This is a genomic window from Streptomyces sp. NBC_00670 (assembly GCF_036226765.1).
Lineage (GTDB): Bacteria > Actinomycetota > Actinomycetes > Streptomycetales > Streptomycetaceae > Streptomyces.
In genome coordinates this window covers 6,498,687-6,521,767 of sequence record NZ_CP109017.1, presented here as the reverse complement: position 1 = coordinate 6,521,767, position 23,081 = coordinate 6,498,687, and the positions used below count along the sequence as shown (strand labels likewise).

General features: G+C 68.7%; 16 protein-coding genes and 1 pseudogene. 9 read left to right on the top strand and 8 right to left on the bottom strand.

Translation table 11 applies throughout. The features are described 5' to 3' along the window. Positions 1–85: 85 nt before the first annotated feature. Both glgC and glgA read right to left on the bottom strand, forming a co-directional pair. Positions 86–1,306 carry a glucose-1-phosphate adenylyltransferase gene (glgC, locus tag OIE12_RS28725; protein WP_329140261.1) on the bottom strand — a complete coding sequence of 407 codons (1,221 nt, stop codon included), beginning with the start codon at positions 1,304–1,306 and terminating at the stop codon, positions 86–88. 75 nt (positions 1,307–1,381) lie between these two features. Then, positions 1,382–2,581: a glycogen synthase gene (gene glgA / locus OIE12_RS28720; protein ID WP_329140259.1), complete on the bottom strand. Its 1,200-nt coding sequence runs from the start codon at positions 2,579–2,581 to the stop codon at positions 1,382–1,384. 396 nt (positions 2,582–2,977) lie between these two features. Between glgA and OIE12_RS28715 the strand changes: the two genes are divergently transcribed. Next, entirely contained in the window at positions 2,978–4,126 is a 1,149-nt protein-coding gene (locus OIE12_RS28715; protein ID WP_329140257.1) for a DMT family transporter, read from the top strand. A gap of 30 nt (positions 4,127–4,156) precedes the next feature. Here OIE12_RS28715 and OIE12_RS28710 read toward each other — a convergent pair whose 3' ends face one another. Beyond that, positions 4,157–5,401 (bottom strand): transglycosylase family protein, encoded by a 1,245-nt coding sequence (locus OIE12_RS28710; protein ID WP_329140256.1) that lies wholly within the window; start codon positions 5,399–5,401, stop codon positions 4,157–4,159. A gap of 305 nt (positions 5,402–5,706) precedes the next feature. Here OIE12_RS28710 and gndA point away from each other — a divergent pair, with 305 nt between their 5' ends. Continuing rightward, complete coding sequence (gene gndA, locus OIE12_RS28705) at positions 5,707–7,146, top strand: NADP-dependent phosphogluconate dehydrogenase (protein ID WP_329140254.1); 1,440 nt, start codon at positions 5,707–5,709, stop codon at positions 7,144–7,146. 719 nt (positions 7,147–7,865) lie between these two features. Here the strand turns inward: gndA and OIE12_RS28700 are convergent. Beyond that, positions 7,866–8,213 carry a GNAT family N-acetyltransferase gene (locus OIE12_RS28700; RefSeq protein WP_329140252.1) on the bottom strand — a complete coding sequence of 116 codons (348 nt, stop codon included), beginning with the start codon at positions 8,211–8,213 and terminating at the stop codon, positions 7,866–7,868. 50 nt (positions 8,214–8,263) lie between these two features. Next, positions 8,264–8,683: an aspartate 1-decarboxylase gene (gene panD, locus OIE12_RS28695; RefSeq protein ID WP_329140250.1), complete on the bottom strand. Its 420-nt coding sequence runs from the start codon at positions 8,681–8,683 to the stop codon at positions 8,264–8,266. Between the two features lie 550 nt (positions 8,684–9,233). Between panD and OIE12_RS28690 the strand changes: the two genes are divergently transcribed. From OIE12_RS28690 to OIE12_RS28670, 5 genes are all read left to right on the top strand, one after another. Then, entirely contained in the window at positions 9,234–9,752 is a 519-nt protein-coding gene (locus OIE12_RS28690) for a hypothetical protein (protein WP_329140248.1), read from the top strand. Positions 9,753–9,809: 57 nt separating this feature from the next. Beyond that, on the top strand, positions 9,810–10,454 hold the full coding sequence (locus OIE12_RS28685; protein ID WP_329140246.1) for a Crp/Fnr family transcriptional regulator: 645 nt from the start codon (positions 9,810–9,812) through the stop codon (positions 10,452–10,454). 105 nt (positions 10,455–10,559) lie between these two features. Continuing rightward, entirely contained in the window at positions 10,560–11,363 is an 804-nt protein-coding gene (locus tag OIE12_RS28680; RefSeq protein ID WP_329140244.1) for a hypothetical protein, read from the top strand. 254 nt (positions 11,364–11,617) lie between these two features. After that, positions 11,618–13,630 carry a hypothetical protein gene (locus tag OIE12_RS28675; protein ID WP_329140242.1) on the top strand — a complete coding sequence of 671 codons (2,013 nt, stop codon included), beginning with the start codon at positions 11,618–11,620 and terminating at the stop codon, positions 13,628–13,630. Continuing rightward, entirely contained in the window at positions 13,627–14,316 is a 690-nt protein-coding gene (locus OIE12_RS28670; RefSeq protein ID WP_329140240.1) for a hypothetical protein, read from the top strand. The genes OIE12_RS28675 and OIE12_RS28670 overlap by 4 nt, the downstream gene beginning before the upstream one ends. A 372-nt stretch (positions 14,317–14,688) precedes the next feature. On the opposite strand, the gene OIE12_RS28665 is transcribed toward OIE12_RS28670, so the two are convergent. Beyond that, positions 14,689–16,176: a UvrD-helicase domain-containing protein gene (locus tag OIE12_RS28665; protein WP_329140238.1), complete on the bottom strand. Its 1,488-nt coding sequence runs from the start codon at positions 16,174–16,176 to the stop codon at positions 14,689–14,691. Further along, positions 16,163–18,331 carry an ATP-dependent nuclease gene (locus OIE12_RS28660; protein WP_329140236.1) on the bottom strand — a complete coding sequence of 723 codons (2,169 nt, stop codon included), beginning with the start codon at positions 18,329–18,331 and terminating at the stop codon, positions 16,163–16,165. Before OIE12_RS28660 ends, OIE12_RS28665 begins: the two co-directional genes overlap by 14 nt. Positions 18,332–18,410: 79 nt before the next feature. Here OIE12_RS28660 and OIE12_RS28655 point away from each other — a divergent pair. After that, positions 18,411–19,119 (top strand): annotated as a pseudogene (locus tag OIE12_RS28655) (IS5 family transposase); the annotation flags it as partial. An 8-nt stretch (positions 19,120–19,127) separates the two neighbouring features. Here OIE12_RS28655 and OIE12_RS28650 read toward each other — a convergent pair. After that, the gene (locus OIE12_RS28650) at positions 19,128–22,571 is read right to left on the bottom strand and encodes a hypothetical protein (protein WP_329140234.1); all 3,444 of its coding nucleotides are present in this window, start codon (positions 22,569–22,571) and stop codon (positions 19,128–19,130) included. 117 nt (positions 22,572–22,688) lie between these two features. On the opposite strand from OIE12_RS28650, the gene OIE12_RS28645 reads away from it, so the two are divergent. Beyond that, positions 22,689–23,060, top strand: a complete 372-nt coding sequence (locus OIE12_RS28645; RefSeq protein ID WP_329140232.1) for a hypothetical protein — start codon at positions 22,689–22,691, stop codon at positions 23,058–23,060. The last annotated feature ends 21 nt before the right edge of the window (positions 23,061–23,081 follow it).

Sequence of the window (23,081 nt, the reverse complement as noted above, 5' to 3'; positions counted from 1 at the left end):
CCCCGAAAGATTGCGCAGTTCCCCGCGCCCCTGATCAGGGGCGCGGGGCTGTGTCCATATGTGGCTCCGCCGCGTGGGCGCGAAACTACAGAACCCTCTGCCCCTTGCCCAGCGCGATGACGCCGCTCTTGGAAACCGTGTACAGCTCGGCGTCCCGGCTCGGGTTGACGCCGATCGTCGCACCCGGCGGCACCTCGACATTCTTGTCGAGAATCGCCCCCCGCACGATCGCCCCCCGCCCGATGTGCACGTTGTCGTGCAACACCGACCCCTGCACCACCGCCCCCGGATCCACCCGCACATCCGGCGAGAGGACCGACCGCGTCACCTGCCCCCGGATGAGACACCCCGCACTGATGATCGACTCACTGGCGATCCCGCCCGCGTTGAAGCGGGCCGGCGAGAGCTGCGTGGAGTGGGTGTAGATGGGCCAGTTGCGGTTGTACAGGTTGAAGGCGGGCCGCTCGGCGATCAGGTCCATGTGGGCCTCGTAGTACGCGTCGAGCGTGCCGACGTCCCGCCAGTACCCCTGGTCACGGCTGGTCTCGCCGGGCACATGGTTGGCGCTGAAGTCGTAGAGCTGCGCCTCCCCCCGGTCGGTGAGCATGGGCAGCAGGGAGCCGCCCATGTCGTGGACCGACTTCTCGTCCTCGGCGTCGCGCTGGAGCGCCTCGATCAGCACCTTGGTGGTGAAGATGTAGTTGCCCATCGAGGCGAACACGCAGTCGGGGTTGTCCGCGAGGCCGGGCGGGTCGGCGGGCTTCTCCAGGAAGCGGTCGACCGTGCGGCCGTCGGAGCCCGGGGTGATCACGCCGAAGGAGGGCGATTCGGCGCGCGGCACCCGGATCCCGGCGACGGTGACGCCCGCACCGGAGTCGATGTGCTGGGCCAGCATCTGGCGCGGGTCCATGCGGTAGACGTGGTCGGCGCCGAAGACCGCGACGTACTCCGGCTGCTCGTCGTAGATCAGGTTGAGCGACTGGAGGATCGCGTCGGCGCTGCCGAGGTACCAGCGCGGGCCGAGCCGCTGCTGGGCGGGGACGGGGGTGACGTAGTTGCCCAGCAGGCTGGACATCCGCCAGGTCGTGGTGATGTGCCGGTCGAGCGAGTGCGACTTGTACTGCGTGAGCACGCAGATGCGCAGGATGTCCGCGTTGACCAGATTGGAGAGTACGAAGTCGACGAGCCGGTACGTCCCGCCGAAGGTCACGGCCGGTTTGGCGCGGTCGGCGGTCAGCGGCATCAGCCGCTTGCCCTCGCCACCCGCCAGTACGATTCCCAGCACCGAAGGTCCACCGCGCCGCATGCCGCCGCCCCTCTACGCCCGGTGGTGCCGCGTTCGCCCGTACGCGTGTGCGGCACCCTGTCTTGTCTGTATTCCCTACCCGCGACGGGCGTCGATTGCCGCCCCGTCGAGGACTTCCTCGTAAAGACGGACCGTACGGCGGGCGACGGCGTCCCAGCCGAACTCGCCGACCGCCCGTGCGCGGCCGGCCTCGCCCATGCGCCGGGCCGTCGAAGGATCGCCGAGGACGGTGTCCAGGGCGTGGGCGAGGCGGGTCTCGAAGCCCGTCTGGTCCTCGCCCGGGTCGAGGTCGACGAGGAGGCCGGTGCGGCCGTCGTCGACGACCTCCGGGATGCCGCCGACCCGGGAGGCGACGACGGCCGTGCCGCAGGCCATCGCCTCCAGGTTGACGATGCCGAGCGGCTCGTAGACCGAGGGGCAGACGAAGACGGCGGCGTGCGTGAGGAGCTGGATGACGTCCGGGCGGGGCAGCATCCGGGAGATCCAGTGCACGTCCGCGCGGGTCCGGCTCAGCTCGTCGTACAGCTCGCGGAACTCGCGGTCGATCTCCGGGGTGTCCGGGGCGCCGGCGCACAGCACGACCTGCGCGGCGGGGTCGATGTGCCGGACGGCGCGCAGGAGGTGCGGGACGCCCTTCTGGCGGGTGATGCGGCCGACGAAGACGACGTACGGGCGGCCGGGGTCCAGGCCGATCCGGTCCAGGACGTCGGTGCCGGGGTCGGGGCGGTAGAGGGTGGTGTCGATGCCGTTGTGGAGGACGTGCACGCGGGCGGCGTCGAGCGCGGGGTAGCAGGCGAGGATGTCGTCGCGCATGGCGCCGGAGACGGCGACGACGGCGTCGGCGGCCTCGATCGCGGTGCGCTCGGCCCAGCTGGAGAGGGCGTAGCCGCCGCCGAGTTGCTCGGCCTTCCAGGGACGCAGGGGCTCCAGCGAGTGGGCGGTCATCACGTGCGGGACGCCGTGCAGGAGCTTGGCGAGGTGGCCGCCGAGGTTGGCGTACCAGGTGTGGGAGTGCACGAGCTCGCGGTCGCGGAGCCCGGCGGCCATGGCGAGGTCGACGGAGAACGTGCGCAGCGCGTCGTTGGCGTCGTCGAGGGCGGGCCAGGGGCGGTGCCGGGTGACGGCGGGGCTCGCGTGCGGAGTGGCACCCTCGCCCCAGCAGTGCACGGCGAGATCGACGAGCGGCGCGAGCTCCCGGGCGAGGAATTCGACGTGGACCCCTGCCCCGCCGTAAATGTCGGGCGGATACTCCCGACTCAACAGTCCCACCCGCACCTGCGACCTCCTGGGTTGCCTGAGCCCATGGTCACCCATGGCGGCGGGGAGGGGAAGAGGGGTTGGCTCTCAGGGGCGCGGGGCTGTGTCGATATGCGGCTCCGCCGCGTGGGCGCGAGAAGCCCCACCCACCCGCACGTCTGGGGGTTCAAGGGGCGGAGCCCTTTGAGGGATGGGAAGGGCAAGGGCGGCGGGGGCGGGAAAAAACGCGTGCGCTCCCCCACCCCCGTCACCCACCCTGGGGAGGACCCCGTGGGCCCCGTACTCCATCGGCAGTAGGACCCAATGAGTGCTCAGGTACGACGACGTACGCCGATCCACGAGGCAAGGTGGTGACATGAAAGCAGCCAGACCACCGCACCGGCCCCTCGGGGCCTCCCCCCGAAGGAGCCACGCATGAGCGCCTTCGCGGTCTCCGTGCTGCTCTCCCTCGTCTCCGCCGTCGCCTACGCCGCCGGAGCCATCGTCCAGGAACGCGTCGCCGCCACCACCCCCGACCGCCCCTACGCCCCCCTCCGCCTCCCCGCCTGGTGGGCCGCGATCGCCCTCAACGGCCTCGGCGCCCTCCTCCACGTCGTCGCCCTCGCCTACGGCCCCCTCAGCCTCGTCCAGCCCCTCGGCGCGCTGACCATCGTGTTCGCGCTCCCGATGGCCGCCCTCTTCGTGGGCCGCAGGGCGGGCGCCACCGCCTGGCGCGGCGCCCTGATGGCGACGGTCGGCCTCGCGGGCATGCTCGCGCTGACCGGCAGCGCCGAGGCGCAGTCCCTGGACAGCACGGAGCGGGTCCTGCTCGCGGCGGTCACCGCCGGCGCGGTCGTCGCGCTGATGACGGCCGCCCGCGCCGCCCACCGCCACCCCGTGGTGCGCAGCGTGCTGCTCGCCGGCGCGTCCGGCATCGCGTTCGGGATCGCCTCGGTGTTCACCAAGACCGTCGCGGAGGACTGGGAGCACGGCGTGACGCTCGCGTCGCTGCTCAGCGTGGCGACGATCGCGGTACTGGCGACGGTCGGCACGCTGCTGTCGCAGGCGTCCTACCGGGGGGCGGGCCTGGCCGCCCCGCTGGCCACGGTCACGGTCGTCAACCCGGTGATCGCCGCCGCGGTGGGCCTGACCATGTTCGGCGAGACGTTCCGCCACGGCACCACGGGCACCGTGCTCGCCCTGGCGTGCGGGGTCGTCGCGGCGGGCGGCCTGATCCTGCTCACCACGGAACGGCTCGGCGGGGAACGCCAGGAGACGGCCGCCGCCGGGGCGGCGCCGGAAGGGCAGCGACAGGCGACGGCCGTCACCGGAGAAGCACCGTCGGCCACCGGAACGGTGCCCGCCCGGCCGCTTCCCGCCCAGCCGCTGCCGTCCGAGTCCGCGCCGCGCCCGCTGCCGGAGCCGGCGCCCGCGATCCCGGCACCCCTGACCGCGGCTCCGCTCCCCGCGTCCCTGCGGGGCCCGTCCCAGTGCACCCCGCCGTACACCTTCGGCCCGTTCTACAGCGGGCCGTTCATCCCGATGCCCCTCCCCGGCCGGCACCGCAGCCGCGTCGGATCCTGACCGGGACCACCAAGGCGGGCGCGCGCTCGCTCAGAGCCGTACGCCGCCGGCCCGCAGATACGCCACCGGGTCGATGTCCGACCCGAACCCGGGCCCCGTCCGCACCTCGAAGTGCAGATGCGGCCCCGTGGCGTTGCCGGTCGAACCGGAGCGGCCGAGGCGCTGGCCGGCGGCCACGCTCTGCCCGGCCCGGACGGAGATGGCGGACAGATGACCGTACTGGCTGTACCGGCCGTCGTTGTGCCGTACGACCACCTGATAGCCGTACGAGCCGCCCCACCCCGCGCTGACCACGTGCCCGGCGGCGACGGACCGCACGGAGGTGCCGGTGGGCACGGGGAAGTCGACGCCCGTGTGGTAGCCCTTCGACCAGGACGAGCCGGAGGCGTGGTAGCGGGTGCCGATGCTGGTGTCGGCGACGGGGGCGACGACCGTACGACCGGACGTCGGCGCGGCGGACCGGTGGGTGGAGGTCTCGCTCTTCCTCTCCGCCTCCTTCTTCGCCGCACCGGACTTCTGTCGCTTCTCGGCGGTGTGCTTCTCCTTGGTGTCCGCCTTCCCGGCCGGACTGGTGGCGCGCGCGCCGTCGAGGGTGAGCCGCTGCCCCGGCAGGATGAGGTCGGGGTCGGAGCCGACGGTCGTGCGGTTGGCGGCGTAGAGGCCGTGCCAGCCGTCGCGCACGTCGTGGGAGTCGGCGATGCCGGAGAGGGTGTCGCCGTGGACCACGGTGTACATCTCGGCGGTGCCGGCCCGCGACTGGGGGGTGGACTGCGGGGCCACGTCCTTGTGCGACGCGCGCTTCTTCGCCGGGGCCTGCGGAGCGGCGGGGGCCTGTTTCCGCGCCGTCTGCCGGGCGGTCTGCGTGTGGGTGCCCGTGTCGACGTCGGGGCCGGGCCCGCCGCGGGCCAGTCCGGCGCGGCCCGAGCAGACCGGCCAGGCGCCGGGGCCCTGGCCGTCGAGGACCTTCTCGGCGACGGCGATCTGCTGGTCGCGGGTGGCGAGGTCGGCGCGCGCCGCGTAGGCCCGGCCGCCGTACGCCTCCCAGGTGGACTGGGTGAACTGCAGCCCGCCGTAGAACCCGTTGCCGGTGTTGATGTGCCAGTTGCCGCTGGACTCGCAGGCGGCGACCTTGTTCCAGGTGTCGGCGTCGGCGGCGTGGGCGACCCCGGTGCCGATGAGCGGCAGGGCCATGCCGGCGCCGCCCGCCGTGACGGTGAGCGAGGCGCGGTTGATCCTGTTCGGCTGATACCGGCGGTGCCGGCCGCGTACGGCCATGGGGAGCCCCCTTGACAGGCGTCAGGAGCGGGCACCGTAACCGCTGCGCGCGGAGCGGGACAAGACCGGTGTCGGCCGCTCCGGCACGTCAAGTGGCCGGATTTCGCCGCCGGTTCCCGTACGCACGGGAGCCGATTCACCGGACGGCTGAGGCGGGCGGCCACCCGCGCACGTACACATGGGCGGACGCGCGGCCGTACGGAGCGCGAATCACCACGTCGGGAGGGGCCGGAGGCAATACTGGCGCTCTCGGCCTTGTTGCACGACACACGGCTTTTGTTGACGACAACCTGAGGAGCCCACGCATGAGCAGTTCAGCCCAGATCGGCGTCACGGGTCTCGCGGTCATGGGCCGCAACCTCGCCCGCAACTTCGCGCGAAACGGCTACACGGTCGCCGTGCACAACCGGACGGCGTCGAAGACGCACGACCTCGTGAACGAGTTCGGGCACGAGGGCGACTTCGTCGCGGCCGAGACCGCGAAGGAGTTCGTCGCGGCGCTGGAACGGCCCCGCCGACTGGTCGTCATGGTGAAGGCCGGCGGGCCGACGGACGCGGTGATCGAGGAGTTCGCGCCGCTCCTCGAGCCCGGCGACATGATCATCGACGGCGGCAACGCGCACTTCGCCGACACCCGGCGCCGCGAGCGCCAACTGCGGGAACAGGGCATCCACTTCGTCGGCATGGGGGTCTCCGGCGGCGAGGAGGGCGCGCTCAACGGCCCGAGCATCATGCCGGGCGGCCCGAAGGAGTCGTACGACTCGCTCGGCCCGATGCTGGAGAAGATCTCGGCGAAGGCTGCGGACGGCACCCCGTGCGTGACGCACGTCGGCCCCGACGGCGCCGGGCACTTCGTCAAGATGGTGCACAACGGCATCGAGTACGCGGACATGCAGCTCATCGGCGAGGCGTACCAGTTGCTGCGGGACGTGGCGGGCTACTCCCCCGCGCAGATCGCGGACATCTTCCGCACCTGGAACACCGGGCGGCTCGACTCGTATCTGATCGAGATCACGGCGGAGGTCCTGTCGCACGTGGACGCGGCGACGGGCAAGCCGTTCGTGGACGTGGTGGTGGACCAGGCGGAGCAGAAGGGCACCGGCCGCTGGACGGTCCAGATCGCGCTGGACCTGGGCGTGCCCGTGTCGGGCATCGCCGAGGCGGTGTTCGCGCGCTCGCTGTCCGGGCACGCGGCGCTGCGCGAGGCCTCGCGCGGTCTCGCGGGCCCGAAGGCGTCCGCGCTGTCTCCGTCCGAGGCGGCGGCGTTCGCGGACCGCGTCGAGCAGGCGCTGTACGCGTCGAAGATCGTCTCGTACACGCAGGGCTTCCACGAGATCGCGGCGGGCAGCGAGGAGTACGGCTGGGACGTCGACCTGGGCGCGGTCTCGGCGATCTGGCGGGGCGGCTGCATCATCCGGGCCGCGTTCCTGGACCGCATCCGCGCGGCGTACGACGCCCGCCCGGACCTGCCGAGCCTGCTGTCGGACGAGACGTTCGCGCAGGAGATCGCGGCGGCGCAGGACGACTGGCGCGAGGTCCTGATCGCGGCGACCCGCCAGGGTGTCCCGGCCCCCGGCTTCGCGGCGGCCCTCGCGTACTACGACGCCCTCCGCGCCGACCGCCTCCCCGCGGCCCTCACCCAGGGCCAACGCGACTACTTCGGCGCCCACACCTACCACCGTACGGACCGCGAGGGCACGTTCCACACCCTGTGGGGCGGCGACCGCACGGAGGTCGAGGCGTAACGGCACCTTCGGCGAGGGGGCGCGTCCCGTCGCCGAGGGGGCGCGGAGCTGTACCAACCTGCGGCTCCGCCGCGCGAGCGCGAACGCAACCCGTGCCCCGTCAGGGGCGCGGGGAACTGCGCGACAAGCCACGACGCACCCGCACCCGGCCCACCACCGCACACCCCCCGAGCCATGAGGCGCACCGGGGGTAGAAGGGGCGCAGCCCCTGGAGGAGGGGAAGGGTAGGGGCGGCGGGGGCGAGAAAATAGCCCCCCGTCCCCCCGCCCCCCGTCAGGACAACGGCCCCGGCGGCTCCGGATCGGGCCCGGGAACGGGCCCCGGCTCCGGAACGGGCCCCGGCCGATCGGGCCCCGGCCCGGGCGGCACAGGCCCGGGCCCAGGCGGCACAGGCGCCGGCCCCGGCGGAGTGGGCGCGGGCGGAGTCGGCACCGGCGGCGCGGGCGCCGGATCCGGCGGCACCGGATCCGGCCCGGGCGTAGGCGTGGGCCCCGGCGGCGTCGGCGCGGGCCCCGGCGTGGGCCCCGGCGGCACAGGATCGGGATACGGCTGCGTCATGCTGTCCTCCAGCCATCGACACGTCGGCTCTGGACTACTCCCCCGCCTACCCGAACCCCGACCCCCCAGTCACCCGGTCGCGCAGGGCGACGGCGGAACACGGAAGGGCGGCTCCGGGAACACTCCCGAAGCCGCCCTCACCGGCAGGACGCCCGTCCCCTTCAGAACCGCCCCGGATGCGCGGCCAGCCACTCCTCCGCCGCCCGCACCAACGCCGCATCCGCCGCCGGCGCCTCCTGAGGATGACGCGCGGCCCACTTCACGACATACGGACACAACGGCGCCACCGCGACACCCTCCCGCCCGGCGATCGCGTAGAGCTCCCGAGCGAGGGACCCTCCGATGCCCTGCCCCTCGTGCGCCGGCTCGACGATCGTGTGCACGGGCACGAGCGCACGGCCGGGCTCGTCGAGCACGAAGTACTCCACCCGCCCGACGACCTCACCCCCGGCGCGGGCTTCGAGCCGCCCCGCCGCCCGGTCGTCACGGATCTCGATGTCGTCACTCACGACCGCACTCCTCGTCCACTCGAAGTCGATGACCACCCGAAGTCGAACCGTCAGGCCGACACGGCCTGCGGGCTGCGCTCCTGGTCCGACCCCGGCACCGGCTCGGACGGGTCACCGCCCAGGGCGACGATACGGTTGTCGCCGTCCACGTGCACGACCCGCGGCCGCAGCGACCGCGCCTCGGCGTCGGACACCTGGGCGTAACTGATGAGGATCACCAGATCCCCGGGGTGCACGAGATGCGCGGCGGCCCCGTTGATCCCGATGACCCCGGACCCCCGCTCCCCCTCGATGACATACGTCTCGAGCCGGGCCCCATTGGTGACGTCGACGATGTGCACAAGCTCACCCGGCAGCAGATCCGCCGCATCCATCAGATCGGCGTCGATGGTCACCGATCCCACGTAGTGCAGGTCGGCCTGGGTGACGGTGGCACGGTGGATCTTGGACTTGAGAACAGTGCGCAGCACTTTGGACTCCTATGTGACGGCTCCCCGCCGCTTTCTGCAGGTCAGGGGCGCTGTTCACTGTACACCGACGCTCCTCACACTCGAAGATGCTGAGGAACATCGATCCTTCTTGGGCAAGAAGGTTCCCCACCTGCGCTTCCGCGTAGAACCGGCTGTTGTGCCATCGCCGTCCAAGAACCCGCTCAAGCACCTGCCTCGGAGTATGCGAGGACTCATGCTGACCAGATGCTGACTTACCTGACGATGCACCAGGTAAGCACTGCGTTGAGCACAGAGCCATCCTCTGCATCGACCTGGAAGTCGTTCAACGAACCCGGCAGCCTGGGGCTTCATCCGGCACCAAAGCATTAGGCGGTCGAGTGGACCCGCCACTGGCTGCCCCACCGCCGCCTGCGGAGCACTCGGTCCGGGCAGCCTCGTGGTTCAAACCTAACCAGGCTCCCGACTGTGACCGATCGATCGCGATCGCTACAACCTGGTGGGCAACTGCGTTCCGGCCGCCTGCCCAGACTGCTACTCCAAGCCGCAAGGCAACGACAAGGAGAAGGCAGTGGAAGAACCCGAGTCGCAGAACGTCCCGCTGCACGTCTCGACAACAACCGGCGCACCTGCGAGTGATGACAACAGGATGTTCGTCGAGGTGCAGCGCGCGGATACGAAAGCAACAGCACTGAGTGGAGTAACCGGTGCCCTACTTGCGATCACGGCAGGGATGGCGCTGGCCGCACCGGTGAGCTCGTCGCGCATGCTCAGCGTGGCTGTGGCGCTGGTGGGCGCACTGCTCGGGGCAGCCCTGGTATCGGCACTGATGGCCCTGCGCCCCATCTTCCCGAAGGACAACGGGCTCGTTTGGCGTGAGGAGTTCGTCGGTGGAGGCAGCGGAAGCAGGCACTCGTCGGCAGCCCTACCGCCACGTCCAGTGAGCTGCGCCGAGATACCGGAACGTGAGGCTGCCCTGACCACCCTTGCGCGCCGAAAGTTCCGGGCAGTCAAGGTGGCCGTCGATCTCACCGTGGCCGCAATCAGTGTGGCCGGATTGGTCCTGTTGCTCACCTTCCTTACCTCCTGAAAATCTCACCCTCTATGGGTTGGTCCCTACGTTTGGGGGGATATGTATCAGTCGCACATGGCAGTGATCGGCGAGAGTCTGTGGTCGCAGTTGCGTACCCTCGCCCCCATGCGGGTGCGCCCGGCCCGCAGTGTCCTCCTGCGGCAGGGGGATCCCGGTACCCATGTGGTCTTGCTGGCTTCGGGGTCGACCCTCGTGACGTTGACGGGGCCGAACGGGGAACGGGCCTTGCTCGCGATACGCGGCCCTGGTGAGCTGCTCGGCGAACTGGCCGTCCTGGATGCGCAGCCCCGTTCGGCTTCTGTGATCGCCGCGGAACCCTGCCACGTGCACCTCATTCCGGCCCCCGATTTCCTTTCCTTTGTCGAGAGCAACGACCTACTCAACCCGCTGCTACGCCATGCGATCGCGCGGGTCAGGGAGTCCGAAGCCGTCAGGCTCGAACTCGCCACCGCGTGTGTTCCCGTACGCCTGGCCGGTGCCCTTCGCCGGCTCGTGGACGCCGCTGCAACGAATCAGCCAGCGGTCAGTGTCCGACTGACTCAGGAAGAGCTCTCCCAGATGATCGGTGCGTCCCGCAACGCCGTCGGTACGGCGATCAAGCCGTGGCGGGAAGAGGGCTGGCTGGAGACGGATCCGGGCGGCGGACTACTGATCCATGACATCACATCGATCACGGCCCACGCCCGCAGCACGATGTGACCGGCCGCACCCGGGCGGTGCCCAGTAGTGGGCACCAGAGCGTGCCCGGGCCGATCAGCATGGGGCACTCGATTCCTCCGTCGTGACCGAAAGGTCGGTGACAGCGTGCCCATTGCCTCACCTTCGTCCGTCGACGTGCCACCGGAGCAGGCACTCCTGGCCGTGGATATGCAGGGCTACAGCCAGATTCCGGAAGCGAAGATGGCGCCCATCCGTTCCGATCTGGATGACGTCCTCACCAATGTGCTGACCCACGTTGGACTGCAGGATCCACGAGACCGGCCCGGTGCATTCAAGGACACCGGAGATGGAGCCATCTTCGTCATGCCGGCCAAGGACATCGCACGGCTGGTCGACCCACTGCTGGAACACCTGCACACAGCGCTCGTCCGCTACGACCGTGAACGGCTCGCCAACGCACCAGCGATCCGACTGCGTGCCGCTTTGCATGTCGGCCCGCTCTCCCTGCCCGACCATCGTGGCGATGCCATCAACGAAGTGTGCCGACTGCTCGACAGCCAGGTCGTGCACGCGGGCCTCACCGTGGCCCGGGAACACCGAGGCGGCTTTCTGGCCGCCGTCGTCTCAGAGGCGGCGTTCCGGCGGACCGTCCGCGCGGGACGGACACCGGACCTCGACGAGGAACGCTTCCTCAGCGCCACGGCGCGGGTGCACGGCAAGACATTCGAGGAGCCGTGCTGGCTGTTCGTTCCCCAGATGACACCGCAAGCCCTCGCACCGCTCATCAGCCCGGAGCCCCTCGGAGGCGGAGGTGGAACAACCGCGCCGACGTCGTCGGCCGGTTCAAACAGCCCGACTGGCGCCATCTTCCAGTTCAACGGCGAAATGACCGACACCACCGTGATCAACACCGTCGGAACGATGCGCATCGACCGGCGCCGGATCTGACCGTGCCCGTGCCCTCGCACCGAGCCGCATCGAAAGGAACCAGAGAGCGCATGTCCGATGACCAATTCCCTTTTCCGCGCCGCTCTCCCGGCGAGCTCGAGTCTCCGTCGACGGGAGCGGATGGCATGGCTCCGCGTCCGCTGGACCCAAGCAATAGCGCCCCTGAAGGCACGGAGCCCGTTGGCGCCAGCCGAGCCACCCCGGCAGCGTTCGTCGTGCCCCCCGTACCGGACACTGGGCCGGCACCGATCACGGTGAACCGGCCGGAGTTTTTCGTCAACCACGCCGACAAGATCATCAACGAGACCCGCAAACCGGGCATCCTCGAAGGCTCCACGCTTTCTCGTCACCGGATCAAGCAGGAGCCGATCGCCCGCGAAGCCCAATGGGCAGAGACGTGGCAGCAGGCTCTGGATCCGGCGGGGTTACACCCGCGGAAGCACGTACTGATCATCGTCGCCCCGCGGTCGTACGGATCGACCACCCTGGCCCTGCACCTCCTCGCCGAGCACACGGGCGAGGAGACCGACATCGTGAAACTGGACGCGGACTGGAAGACACCCAAAGTGGGCTGGCTTCCCGCCGAGGAGCGCCACGCCTACCAGGTCGACCTCAAGGACCCTGAGCACGACCGGATCTCGGCCGATTTCCTCACCATGTTGGAAGAGCATGCCGGGCTTCTGGAAAGACTCGGCTCCTACCTCGTCCTGAACGTGGCCAAGGATCTCTGGACTGATCACTACGCCTCGGTCCAATCCGGCATTCACGTCGTCCACGTCACCGAGCCGCCGCCGGCCCAGGGTGTCGTGGAAGCGCGGCTGAGGGCTCGCGAGGCCGCTGGGCTGATTGCTTACCTTCACTCCGTCGACAAGAGCAAGGCTTCGATAAGCCGTCTCGACGCCGTGGAAGCGGTCCGCACCGCGGACTCGATCATGCTGGCTTGGCGGGAACACGAACGGCTGACTGACACGTCGCTCCCCATGGACGCCCCGTCGTCATGGTCCGCGCTCGATGCCGGACTGCTCGAACGGATCACGTCCGCCATGTCCGACTGGCGAGACAAACTCGACACCCTGTTCGGAGAGACGGTCTCCGGGCATGGAGGCAAGGACACGTCGCTGCCACTGGAAGACCGCTGCCTCCTCCTGGCCCTGGCTGTGTGCCAATCCGCGCCAATGCCCGTAGTGGCCAAAGCCGCCCGCGACCTGCAGCGCATCATCAGCGCCGATGTCGCCAGTGGCAGCGACTTCGCCTCGTCGACAAGTGCGGCATTCGCCGGCCGCGGGTTGCGCCGCCGTGTTGTCGATGTCGGCGCCGGAGTTAGCAGCAACGACGAAGCCATCTTCGACCAACCCGGCTACGGCAGGGCCATCCTGACCTACGTCTGGGACAACTACGAGGTCATGCGCGATCCCTTGCTCAAGTGGCTTATGTCTGGGGACAGCAGCGAGGCGAACGAGCACGTCGTGGATGCCATCGCCGCTCTGACCCTGCGGCACGGGAACGTCGACCACCTCGTACAGCTCGGCTCCAAGAGCTACCCAGTGAAGGATGAACTCCTCAGCGCCCTTTTGGTCCAGGCAGTACAGGACGAACATATCGGCCGCCAAGCGTGGGGCATTCTGTACGGCTGGGCTTCGGGCAAGGAACGGGCGGCCACGGTGGTCGCCGCCTGCCGACAAGTCCTGAACTCCCCGGACGTCACGTCTTCTCAGGCCAGGATGGCCATGGTCCGGCTGCGGCGAGCCGCCAACAGTGGGCACGAATCAGCCTGGCCTGAGGCCCTCGCAGTCTTCATCGAGCAGGCTCAGCACCCCGCCGGGGTGGCGCGGCTCATCACCGAAGTACGAACATGGCAGCAGTCAGGTCGGTCCCGCGGGGCCGGCACCGCAGCCTTCCTGGCCCTGATGTCCGTACCAGGCAGCACCACCCCGTGGCTGCTATCCGATGAAATCCCTTCCGAAGTGAACGTGAAGCGGGCTTTGCAGGATCTATTGGGAGACATCGATACGGCTCCCGACGCCATCAACCGCCTCACCACATGGGTCAGGCAGTCAGCGACCGACCCCGACACCTACGCCCGCGTCCGCGACGGGTTGCTCCCCGTCCTACGCGGCCAAAAGATCTTCAAGGCTTCCGTGAGCCTGATGCAGGCACTGGAGCACGTCTCGGTCGACGGGGAGACGAACGCGGCCAACGACTTCTGGGACCGTCTCGTAGACCCACGTGTCCGTACGGTGTTTCAGCTCAACAGGGATTCGGCGTGAGGTGGTTCTGGCAGCGCCGGGCCCGTACGATCCACTGCGCCCAGCCACGGATGCTCCGCTGCGCGACCCCCGGTATCAACTTCGAGGCCACGTTCACGATCGAGTGGCGCCCCGCGTTACGGACCCGGCTTAATCTCGAAGACCTCGTAGTCAGCCAGACCCTAGCGCGGGCCAGCGAGGTTGCGCAGCTCTTCCCAGCCGTCGAGGTGCGCACCGCGCAGGACACCATCAACGCCGAGCTCGGCGCCCCGGAACACACCCGCGCCACCGGGTACCGGTGTCTGGCTGCCCGTGTGGAACTGGCGCTCTCGGAGAGCTCACGGGAGGACCTTGCTCAGCAGCAGGCTGACGAGGCACGGGTACGGCGTCTGCGGTTCCTCCGCAGGAACCTTTACGAGCAACCCGACCTTTTCGTGCTGGACCGGATCGAAAAGCAAGGCGATTGGCCGGGCGCTCAGCAGGTTGCCGAATGGCAGCGCCTGGCACGGTGGATGGTCGCTGCTGACGAATGGTGGCAGCCCATTCTCGACCAGTGGGAAAAGGTCGGCCAGGGTTTCAACGACATTGAGCTGCAGAACCGGGCCATGCTCGCGCTCTGCGACGCGCTCCAGAAGCTGAAGGGCGATGACTCATCAGACGACTCCTCCGTCGCTTCTAGTACTGCGGAAGGGCGGCGCAAGGAATGAGCCCCGCGCTGTGGCGGATCGTCCTGGACCCCCTCTCTTCCTGGCGTGCACTTCGTCTGCGACGTGAAGCGGACAGCCAATTGTCATTCGATGCAGCCTGGCGGCAGGCACGGATGCTGGCTGCTCCAGACGAGATGGTCTACCGGCTGCACGGCCACCAGTTCCCCATCGAGGACGAAGGAGACCCTGCACAACCGGACAGAGGAACGTACCGTCACCCGTGATGGTGACGGTGAAGGCGTCCCATCCTCCACGCTTCCGGCCGTCGGCGGGCGCCTGAGCCCCGACGAGAAAGCGAGTCTCAGAGCGATGGCCGTATCCAAGCGGCCTGTGGGGAGCTGGCGTCAGTTCCGCTCTCGACGCAGTAGGCCGTCATAGTTCGTTTGCCGGGACAAGTACGGTGCGTGTTCTGGCCCGAGTGAGAGCTACGTAGAGCTTGCGATGGTCTTCGCTGTCCGCGCGGAGGCCTTGTCGTAGTACTGCGCACTCCGCATCAGTCAGTCGGACTCCGACGACGTCCCATTCTCGGCCCTTGGCCTGATGGGCGGTGAGGCCAGGGACCAGGCGCGAGGAGTTACGGAGGCGAGTACTCAGGTTCTTCAACCGCGCTATGTGGGTGGCGTGTGGCCTTTTGGGGAGAGGGCGGTCGGTTTCGGTGGCAACAGCCGCGTTAAGGGCGGACCAGACTTTAGCTGTGTCGGTCGTGCCCTCAAGGTCGTCAACGATGGACTGAAGGAGAGGGCGCAGGCGTTGCGCCGCGTCGTGGGTGATGCCGAGGGTGATGAGAGCGTCGGCGTGGAAGGTGGCGTCTTCACCGAACATACGCTGGGTGACTTCGCTGAGCACCAGGGTGCAGGCTGCTTCTTGAATGTTTCCGGTGGTTGACTTGTAGGCGAGGGGCAGGACATGAGCGCCTGCCTCCCACAGGCTCTTCCATTGCAGAGCGATTAGGACATCCGTGGTCTCGGCCGGGCCCTTGGGGAGTATCTGGCCCAGTCCTGCGCGCAGTTCGGCGGCCAGCAGGGCTTGTCGCGGGCTCGTCCATCGAAACGAGGTGTGCAGGTCCCGCTGGACAAAGCGGGCTTCGTGCGTCAGGGCGGGGACTTCTTCGGGGCGGGCGCCGCGGAAGGCGTAGAGGGCCTGCCACGGATCGCCGACAACGGTGACTTCCAGACCTGCGTCGGCGGCGAGTCGTACGAGGGCCAGGTCGAGTGCGTTGGCGTCAAAGATTTCATCGACGATCAGAGCTCGCGCTGTCTGGGCGAGGCGGGTGCGTACCACGTCGCGTACGCCGGGCGCGTCCAGGGCTGTTTCGAAGACGTGGCGTGCGTCCTGGTGGGTGCAGTACCCCTCGCTCAGCGCCGTGCGGACGTCGTCTGCGTTGGGCCTGTTTGCTTTGCTGGCACGGCGAACGGTCTGGGCCACGACCTGTCCTGTCCTCAAGATGACGGTGGGCTCCCAGTCGCTCCACCGAGTAGGCAGCAGGACCCGCCAGTGGTCGACGACCGTGAGCTCGCGGTGGCCTGCGGGCCAGCGCACGTGGCCGGTGTGCAGAAGGTGGGTGAGCAGCTCACACACGATGGTGTCGAGTGTGACGACGCGATGCGGCCAGTCAAGGACGCTGCGCCCCCAGTGGCGCAGCACACGGTCGCGGAGCTCGGCGGTCGCGGAGCGGGTGAAGCTGACGGCGACAACCGCCCGTTGGTCATTGCCGTTGAAACGCTGAACGCCGAAGCGTTGAGCGGCCACGGTGGTCTTGCCGGAACCGGGGGCAGCTTCGATGTAGACGCGACGGTGCGGCGTCGCCGCCGCGATCAGTTGCTCAGTGGTGAGCCAGTCGGCGGTGTCAGCTCTGGTCATCGCCATCCCCGTACGGGGGGTCCCCCCAGGGAGCGTCTGCCCACGGATCAGGGTTCCGAGTTGCGACTGCCCAGGGATCGGGATCTGCGAAATGTGTCGGAGCGGTGGGCCACCCTCCGGTCGGCGCAGACTCCGGTGGCGGGGCCGGTGGGTCGAACGGCGCAATGTCAGGAACGGCAGGAGACAAGCCAGAGGAGACGTCCTCGCGCTCTGCTTCATCCGTCTTCGAACCATCGTCGCCCGGCGGGTCTGCGGGATGGGGGAAGAGAAAGTCGAACAGCTGCTGTAGATGGTCCGGGACGTGGACGGGGTCACCGCGGTCGATCGCGTCGCTCAGGCGGAAGGCCAGTGCGTCGGCGAAGGCCGCCTTGTCCTTCTTGTGCGGACCCTCAGAGGTATCAGGGGCTCCCTTCTTCCCTTTCCGTTTGCTCTTGAAGAGATCATGCACCGTTTGCGGGGTGATCGGTACAGGAGCCGCTGCGTCGATGTCACGCAACGCTGTCTTGATGAGCTGCTCGTTTCCCTGCGTGATGGACGGCTCCAGCGTCGGGTGGCTGATGAAGGCCTGTACGACCGCCGGATCGTGCTCGTCGAGCCAGCTAGGGGGTTCGGGCTGCTCGGCGAACGGCTTGTCACTGTCCCGCAGCACCGCCAGCCGGGTACAGATCTCTGAGCCCTTCGTCGCCAAGAGGCGAGAGGTCCATGGTCCCACCTTGGTTCCGACATGCATGATGCTGAGCGCCTCGACAAAGGCGCGCTTCGCCTCGTCCGTGCCGGCCCAGGCTCGGCCAAAGTCCCGCAGCAGGGCTGCCTCGGTCACGCCCTCGACGACGACGAGCCGTTCGGCGAACAGCGCGGCAGAGCGGCTGGCGTCCATGTGCAGGCGGGCCATGCGCAGCGTCTTGCCCCGCTCGGTCATAGCAATCCCCGCGATGGGCCGGCAGACCCGCTGGCCCTCCGGCGTGCGCCGCACGACGACGAGGTCTTCGGGGGCGCAGGAGGTGATGATGTCGGTAGCGTGACTGGACAGCACGATCTGGAGTTCGGGACGCTCCCGCACGGTTTTCCGCAGATAGCGCACCAGAGCATGCTGCAGTTGAGGATGAAGATGGGCTTCGGGTTCCTCGATGACGACAGTGGCGTGGAACGGGGCGCGAGGGAAAAAGGAGTCTGCCTCGGACTCGGCCTCTGCCGTGGCCTGTGTGTTTCTCTCTCTGGCCAGTCGCTCCTCATCGGCCGGGGACAATCCCTCGACATCTTCGGCCGGGTCCGGCGCCTTCGCTGCAGCCGCAGCGCGGGCAGCAGAGTCGGGTATCGCAGCCAGCGTCACCGCCATATGCAGCAGGTTTACGTAACCCAGGCCCGAGACCTCCAGCGGGCGGGCCGACGAGCGCCCTTCGACAACGGCCAGCATCAGTTCCAGCACCCGCGCGAGGTAGGAATCGTCTATCACTTGACCCCGCACGAATGGCCACTGACGCTGCACCCCGGAAGTAAGCGCGGCGAGATGCGCGCTGACGCGCTCCTCAACGGCCGCGATGAGCCCGTCCTTGGCAAGGTTCTCCAAAAGTCGGGAGGCCTTCACCCGCAGTGGCACCAGGCTGCGGCTGCCGTCGAGACGCTCCTGCTGGGCTCGAAGCAGCTCGATAAGGATCCGAGTCTCACGACGAGCCAGCTCGTCCAGCGGATGCCGCCAAGCCGGCAGGTAGATGAACTTGAACGGGTCAGTCCCCAGCCCGCGTTGCAATATGCGGTCGTGGTCGACCCGGGCACGGACTGTGCCCAGGTTTCGCTCGAGGTCCGAGAACCACTTTTGGGCGACGCCGTCGGCAGGACTGTGCCAGGTGTCGCGGATGTGCTGCCCCAAGGGGCCCTCGGCCTCCATCGCGGGTTCCAGCCGGTACTGCACCTCGACTCTCGGCGTGCCACCGGTGCCCAACACGGCCGAACTCTGCCGGGGCAGCAGGGGGAACCGGCTGGTGTGCGCCAGGTACAACGAATCGGTGATCGTCGTCTTTCCAGCCCCGTTGGCTCCGAGCAGGACACTGAAACGCCCGGGCAATTGACGCTCGATCTCCCCTTCGGCGCTCGCCCTCAGACCAGCAACCTTCACGCGGTTCAAATACAACAGTTCCCCCAGACGCTGATGGTGCAACAGCTCTTATCATCCCTGCCATGACCGCTGCCCCCAGCCCCGCACCCCGCGGCGGCCGGGCGCAGACGACTCGCCGTTCTCGGCCTGGCGGGATTTGCCCGAACGCTATGGCCCGTGGAAGACGGTCTTCGAACCCTTCCGCTGCTGGTCGGCCGATGGCACCTAGGACCGCCTGTTGGCCAACGCCCAGCAGCATTGCGATGCCGTGGGCACCGTCGACTGGCGCATCGTGACTCCACCACCGTGCGGGCCCACCAGCATGCGGCGGGGCCCGAAAAGGGGGCTCTGGCCGGGCGAGGCGATCGGCCGGTCTCGCGGCGGACTGACCACAAGGATCCATCTTCCCTGCGACGGACACGACCGCCTTCTTGCCTTTGCCTTCGCCCTCACCGCCAGGAACGTCAACGACTGCACCCAGTTCGAGGCAGTAATGGCCCGCATCAGGATCGCGCGCCCCGGGCCGGCCACGGTCCAGACCGGAGCAGGTCGCCGCGGACAAGGGCTACTCGTCCGTGAAGATCCGCGCCTACCTGCCCAGGCGATGCACCAGGGCGGCCATCCCGGAACGGATCGACCAGATCAACGGCCGTATCCGGCGCGGTGAGCGACGCTACTACCTCGACCGTGCCGCCTGCCGGTGCCGCAATGTCGTCGAACGCTGCTGCAACAAGCTCAAGCACCACAAGGCCCTGGCCACCCGGTACGACAAACGCGGCCGCCACTCCCAAGCCATGGTCACCCTCGCCTGCCTGCAACTCAGGCTCCCTGACATTGCGGACACGACCTGAGATTTGTTCTACCGGACTCGCACCAAGACGCGGACACTGTGCCGGGGGTCCTTGCCAAGACGGTCCAGAAGTCCCGCGACTACTGGTGGGGCGTCACGGCCTGCATGAGCTGTCGCCGCTTCGGCCAGAGTACGGCGCACTCGGACGCTCGGGTCTGCGGCAAGACGAGCCGTGGTATCGGCAAAGCGCTGGGGCTGCTGCATACACAGCACTGCGCTGAGCTGCCGAGCCGTGACATGGCTGTGGTCGGCCAGAGCGCGGGCGTCAATGTCCCTTGTGACGTCGCTTGGGAGGCTGTTGAGTGTCAGGGCTGCTTCCTGGACGTCATGGGCATCGTCGCTGCGCAGGAGTTCAACTGCCTGTTCTTTGACCCATTCCTGCTCGTCAGCTGTTGTCGCTGAGGCAGCAGCCAGGCGCAGTCCGGGGCCGCGCAGCGACGCGGATCCCAGGTTGATCTTCAAGGTACTGAGGGGGTGGGCCTGGCCCGTGAACTCGTCGAGTCGGCTTCCGTCGAGCGCGCCCAGGGCGAAGGGCTGACTTGCACGGAAGGTGGTGCCCTTGGTCTCCGATTCCTGGTCGACGACGAGATTGCGGGCGCCGATCAAAGCGTCCTGCCGGTTGGACGCCGACTCTCGTCGATCACTCGCCACGGCAAGGAGCTTGTTCAGGCAGGCTCGCTGATCATCGGAGGCGAGGTGACAGACCATGGCCGAGTCGGGAACCATCGTGCTGCCCAGGGACATGGAGTTGGGCTCCGGCTCAGGCCGACTCAGGATGCGATCCCGAGCCGTCCTGGCGCGCTCCTGCACGTCGGGATGGCCGGGGGTGAGGGCGGCCTGGATCACGTTGGACAGGTAGTGTTCCCGCTTGACCAGCTCGTCGGCTCGCCTGCGCAGGGTGTTCTGTTCGTCATCGCTCAGCGGGCTGCAGGAGGCAGTGCCGACAGCCGAGCTGTCGCCCTGCGGCCAGGCGCCCAGTAGGCGCAGCGTCTGATCCCTTAGAAGTACGTTCAGAGCTTTGTCGGTGTGGACGTCGGCGAGATCGAACAGCCTGGTGAGGGCGCGCATGGCGAGTTCGGGGTGTGCCATGGCGATGGCCACGCATGCGGTCGCGTGCTCGTCGTCGGTGTAACTGTACTGATGGGGTTGGCGGGGGACGTCGGAGCTGAGCAGGTCCAGCAGTGCTGCGGCCTGTTCAGGTGAGCTGCGCGAGGCGAGAGCGCAGGCGCTCTTCGCGGCCTGCACGGCCAGGGACCGTGTAGGTGAATCGACGAGTTCACCAGCCCTGCCGCGTACGGCCAGGTCCAGCATCTCCTCGAACAGCTCGTGGGCCGCCGCGTCCTCGCCCAGGTCGGCTTGTGCCGCAATGAGGGCTGCCCGTGCACGCAGGACCCACCACGGCTGGCTCACGCCGGGCACCAGGGGAAGCAGTTCATCTCCCATGCCCTTGGTAAGCTGTTCGAGCTTCTCGCTGCTTCCGGCGCGCTGGTAGTAGGCCGCCGCCAGGGCGGGTTCGCTGTGGTCGCGGTAGAGGTCCGCGAGCACCGTCACGGCTTCGCTCTCGTCCGCCCAGCTCCCGGTGACCACGCTGTCGGCCAGCCAGCGCCGGGCCGCAAGGACCGCCTCGGTGGGCTTGCCCCTCACCAGCGCCGACATCGCCTGTGCTCTGGGGTCCCGGATGCGGTCCAACAGGCGACCGGTGCCCGTCGTGCGCAGTGCCTGGGCAAGGCGATGCTCGTCATCGATCTCGGTCATCCACGGTCCGTACCGTGCGTTGGCCGCGCGGATGGCGTAAAGCCAGTCGGCGGCCTCTTCGGCAAGTCCCGCGTGGATGCCGTCCTGGACGGCATCCCTCCAGTTCTCCACTGCTTCCTCTGCCCGGCCTTCGAGGGCGCAGCGTCGCGCCTCGCGCGCACTGACGAGTGCTGCGTGCCGGCCCTTCATCCGGTGCCGTCTGGCCTCGCGGAGCAACTCCTGCCGTTGCGCGATGTCGTATTCGGCTCGCAGCAGACGCAGGCGCACAACAATGTCCTGCGTCTGTTCCGTTACTGGCTGGTCTTTTGCCTGTGCGAGGGCTGCGCTGATGAGGCCGTCGAGTTCCTCGAGCGTATGGAACTCGGTGGCGAGCCGGTACTCGCCGAGCATGAGGACCAGAAGCGGCCGGTAGTCGGGGGCGTGTTTGTCGCCGGCTTCCAGGGCGGGGGCCAGACGGCTCATGGTCAGAGGGTGGGCGATGTCCTGGGCGGCCGCGTTGATGAGGGTGGCGTGACGTGCCGTGGCCGAAGCCTCTGGGGTGCGGGAGCTGGCCGCGTCGCGGGCGAACTGCTCGAGCTGGTGGGCCAGGATCCGTGCCTGATCGCTGTCTCCGTGGTGGAGTGCGGCTGCGGCAACTTCGGCCGCCAAGCCGGCTGCCTCGTCGAACAGACCGCCCTCTTGGAGCGCCTCGAGCTGCTTTTTCCGCAAGACGGTGGCATGTCCCCGGTACCCGGCGACGTACAGCCGGTGCGCCAAGTCTCCGTAGAGCCTGGCTGACTCCGCCGGTGCCTCGGTCCGCCTGCTGTCCGCGGCCCGCAGCATCGGCGCCACATCATCTGTGTTGAGGGGCCCGATGAGGACCCTCTCGGCTTGCTCCTGCCGGTCCGGCGGTGGAGCCGGCACCCCTGGCAGCGGAGCGCCCGTGCAGAAGTCGGCCGCCGTCTCCCGCGTCCAGAACTGGGCGACGATGTCGCCGCAGTAGCGCAGGTGCTGGTTGATCTGCTCGGCTCCCCACAGGTCCAAGTCGAGATCAGAATATTGGAGCTGAAGCGCGGCCAGCTCGTCGGCCAGCTGCGTGGCCTCGGTGGAGGCAGAAGTCGCCACAATCAGACGGCCTGCATCGAAGGGACGCCGACCGACGGCGAACTTCTCGACCGCCTTGCGCAGGTCCCCGGCGGTGAACGCCGCGTAGTCCTTGCACTGGATGACCGCGTAGTCACCCGTCGGCTCCCGACCAGCCAGGTCGATGCCGTGCTGCTCTTGCCCCTGGACCCCGTAACGCCGAAAGCGGATGTCCCGCAGGCCCAGTGCACGGCGGGCCAGGGCCAGCATCAGCTTCTCGAAACGGTCCCAGCCAAGATGCAGATCCAGATCCGCTCCCGCAGGCGTGCGCCCCGGGGAACCAGCCGGAGGAGGAGTGCGCAGGTTCGGATCTCCGGCACATGGCGCCCAGACGTCCGCGGCCGGTCCGCGATCACCGCTGGTGCCTTCAGGCTCTCGCAGTGTGCCGGATTCGGAGAGGTTCGGCTTTGTCACGACTGCATCGTCGCACCCGGCACTGACAACGCCCGAGACGCGGACAGGCGCGCGAAAGCGCACGACGATGCGAAAGCGCACGATCAGGCGCTGATAGCTCAGAGATCGGCGGTGGATGCTGGCTTCAGCCGGCGTGCCGCTGCGTGGGATCGAGCGGCTCAAGACAGCGCGTACGAGAGGCGGCTGAAGGCGGGCCGTGGTGCGCTGGCCGGGGTGGGGCCCATCCAGGGATGCGGGGGTGACCCTGTCGTCACCTGCGACAGCCAGAGCCTGCTTCAGATGGGCCAGGTCAACCGCCCCGGCGTCGGGGGAGGAGGCCGCACCGACATCCACATCCAGGCCGCCACTGCTCCCGACGACCCGGCCCCGGTCACGATTTTCCTCGAGTGCAAGGGGTGCTGGAACCCCACACTCCCCACGGCACTGACCGACCAGCTGGTAGCCCGCTACCTGCGCCACTCCCGCACGGCCGGCATCCTCCTGGTCGGATTCTTCGACTGCGACATCTGGGACACCAACAGGCGGCCGGTCTGCTCCCCGGCCCACAGCCGGGAGCAGATCGAGCAGCAACAGCACCAACAGGCCACAGCCCATCGGCTTCCCGTGCAGGCCAAAGTGCTGGACTGCAGGCCACCAGGGCAGCAGACCTGACCATGACGACCCGCCATCCCC

Bases quoted from the DNA above. Each gene is read 5' to 3' on its own strand.
- glgC (WP_329140261.1), bottom strand. From the start codon at position 1,306: ATGCGGCGCGGTGGACCTTCGGTGCTGGGAATCGTACTGGCGGGTGGC.
- gndA (WP_329140254.1), top strand. From the start codon at position 5,707: ATGAGCAGTTCAGCCCAGATCGGCGTCACGGGTCTCGCGGTCATGGGC.
- OIE12_RS28645 (WP_329140232.1), top strand. From the start codon at position 22,689: ATGGGCCAGGTCAACCGCCCCGGCGTCGGGGGAGGAGGCCGCACCGAC.
- OIE12_RS28685 (WP_329140246.1), top strand. From the start codon at position 9,810: ATGGCAGTGATCGGCGAGAGTCTGTGGTCGCAGTTGCGTACCCTCGCC.
- OIE12_RS28710 (WP_329140256.1), bottom strand. From the start codon at position 5,401: ATGGCCGTACGCGGCCGGCACCGCCGGTATCAGCCGAACAGGATCAAC.
- OIE12_RS28665 (WP_329140238.1), bottom strand. From the start codon at position 16,176: ATGACCAGAGCTGACACCGCCGACTGGCTCACCACTGAGCAACTGATC.
- OIE12_RS28715 (WP_329140257.1), top strand. From the start codon at position 2,978: ATGAGCGCCTTCGCGGTCTCCGTGCTGCTCTCCCTCGTCTCCGCCGTC.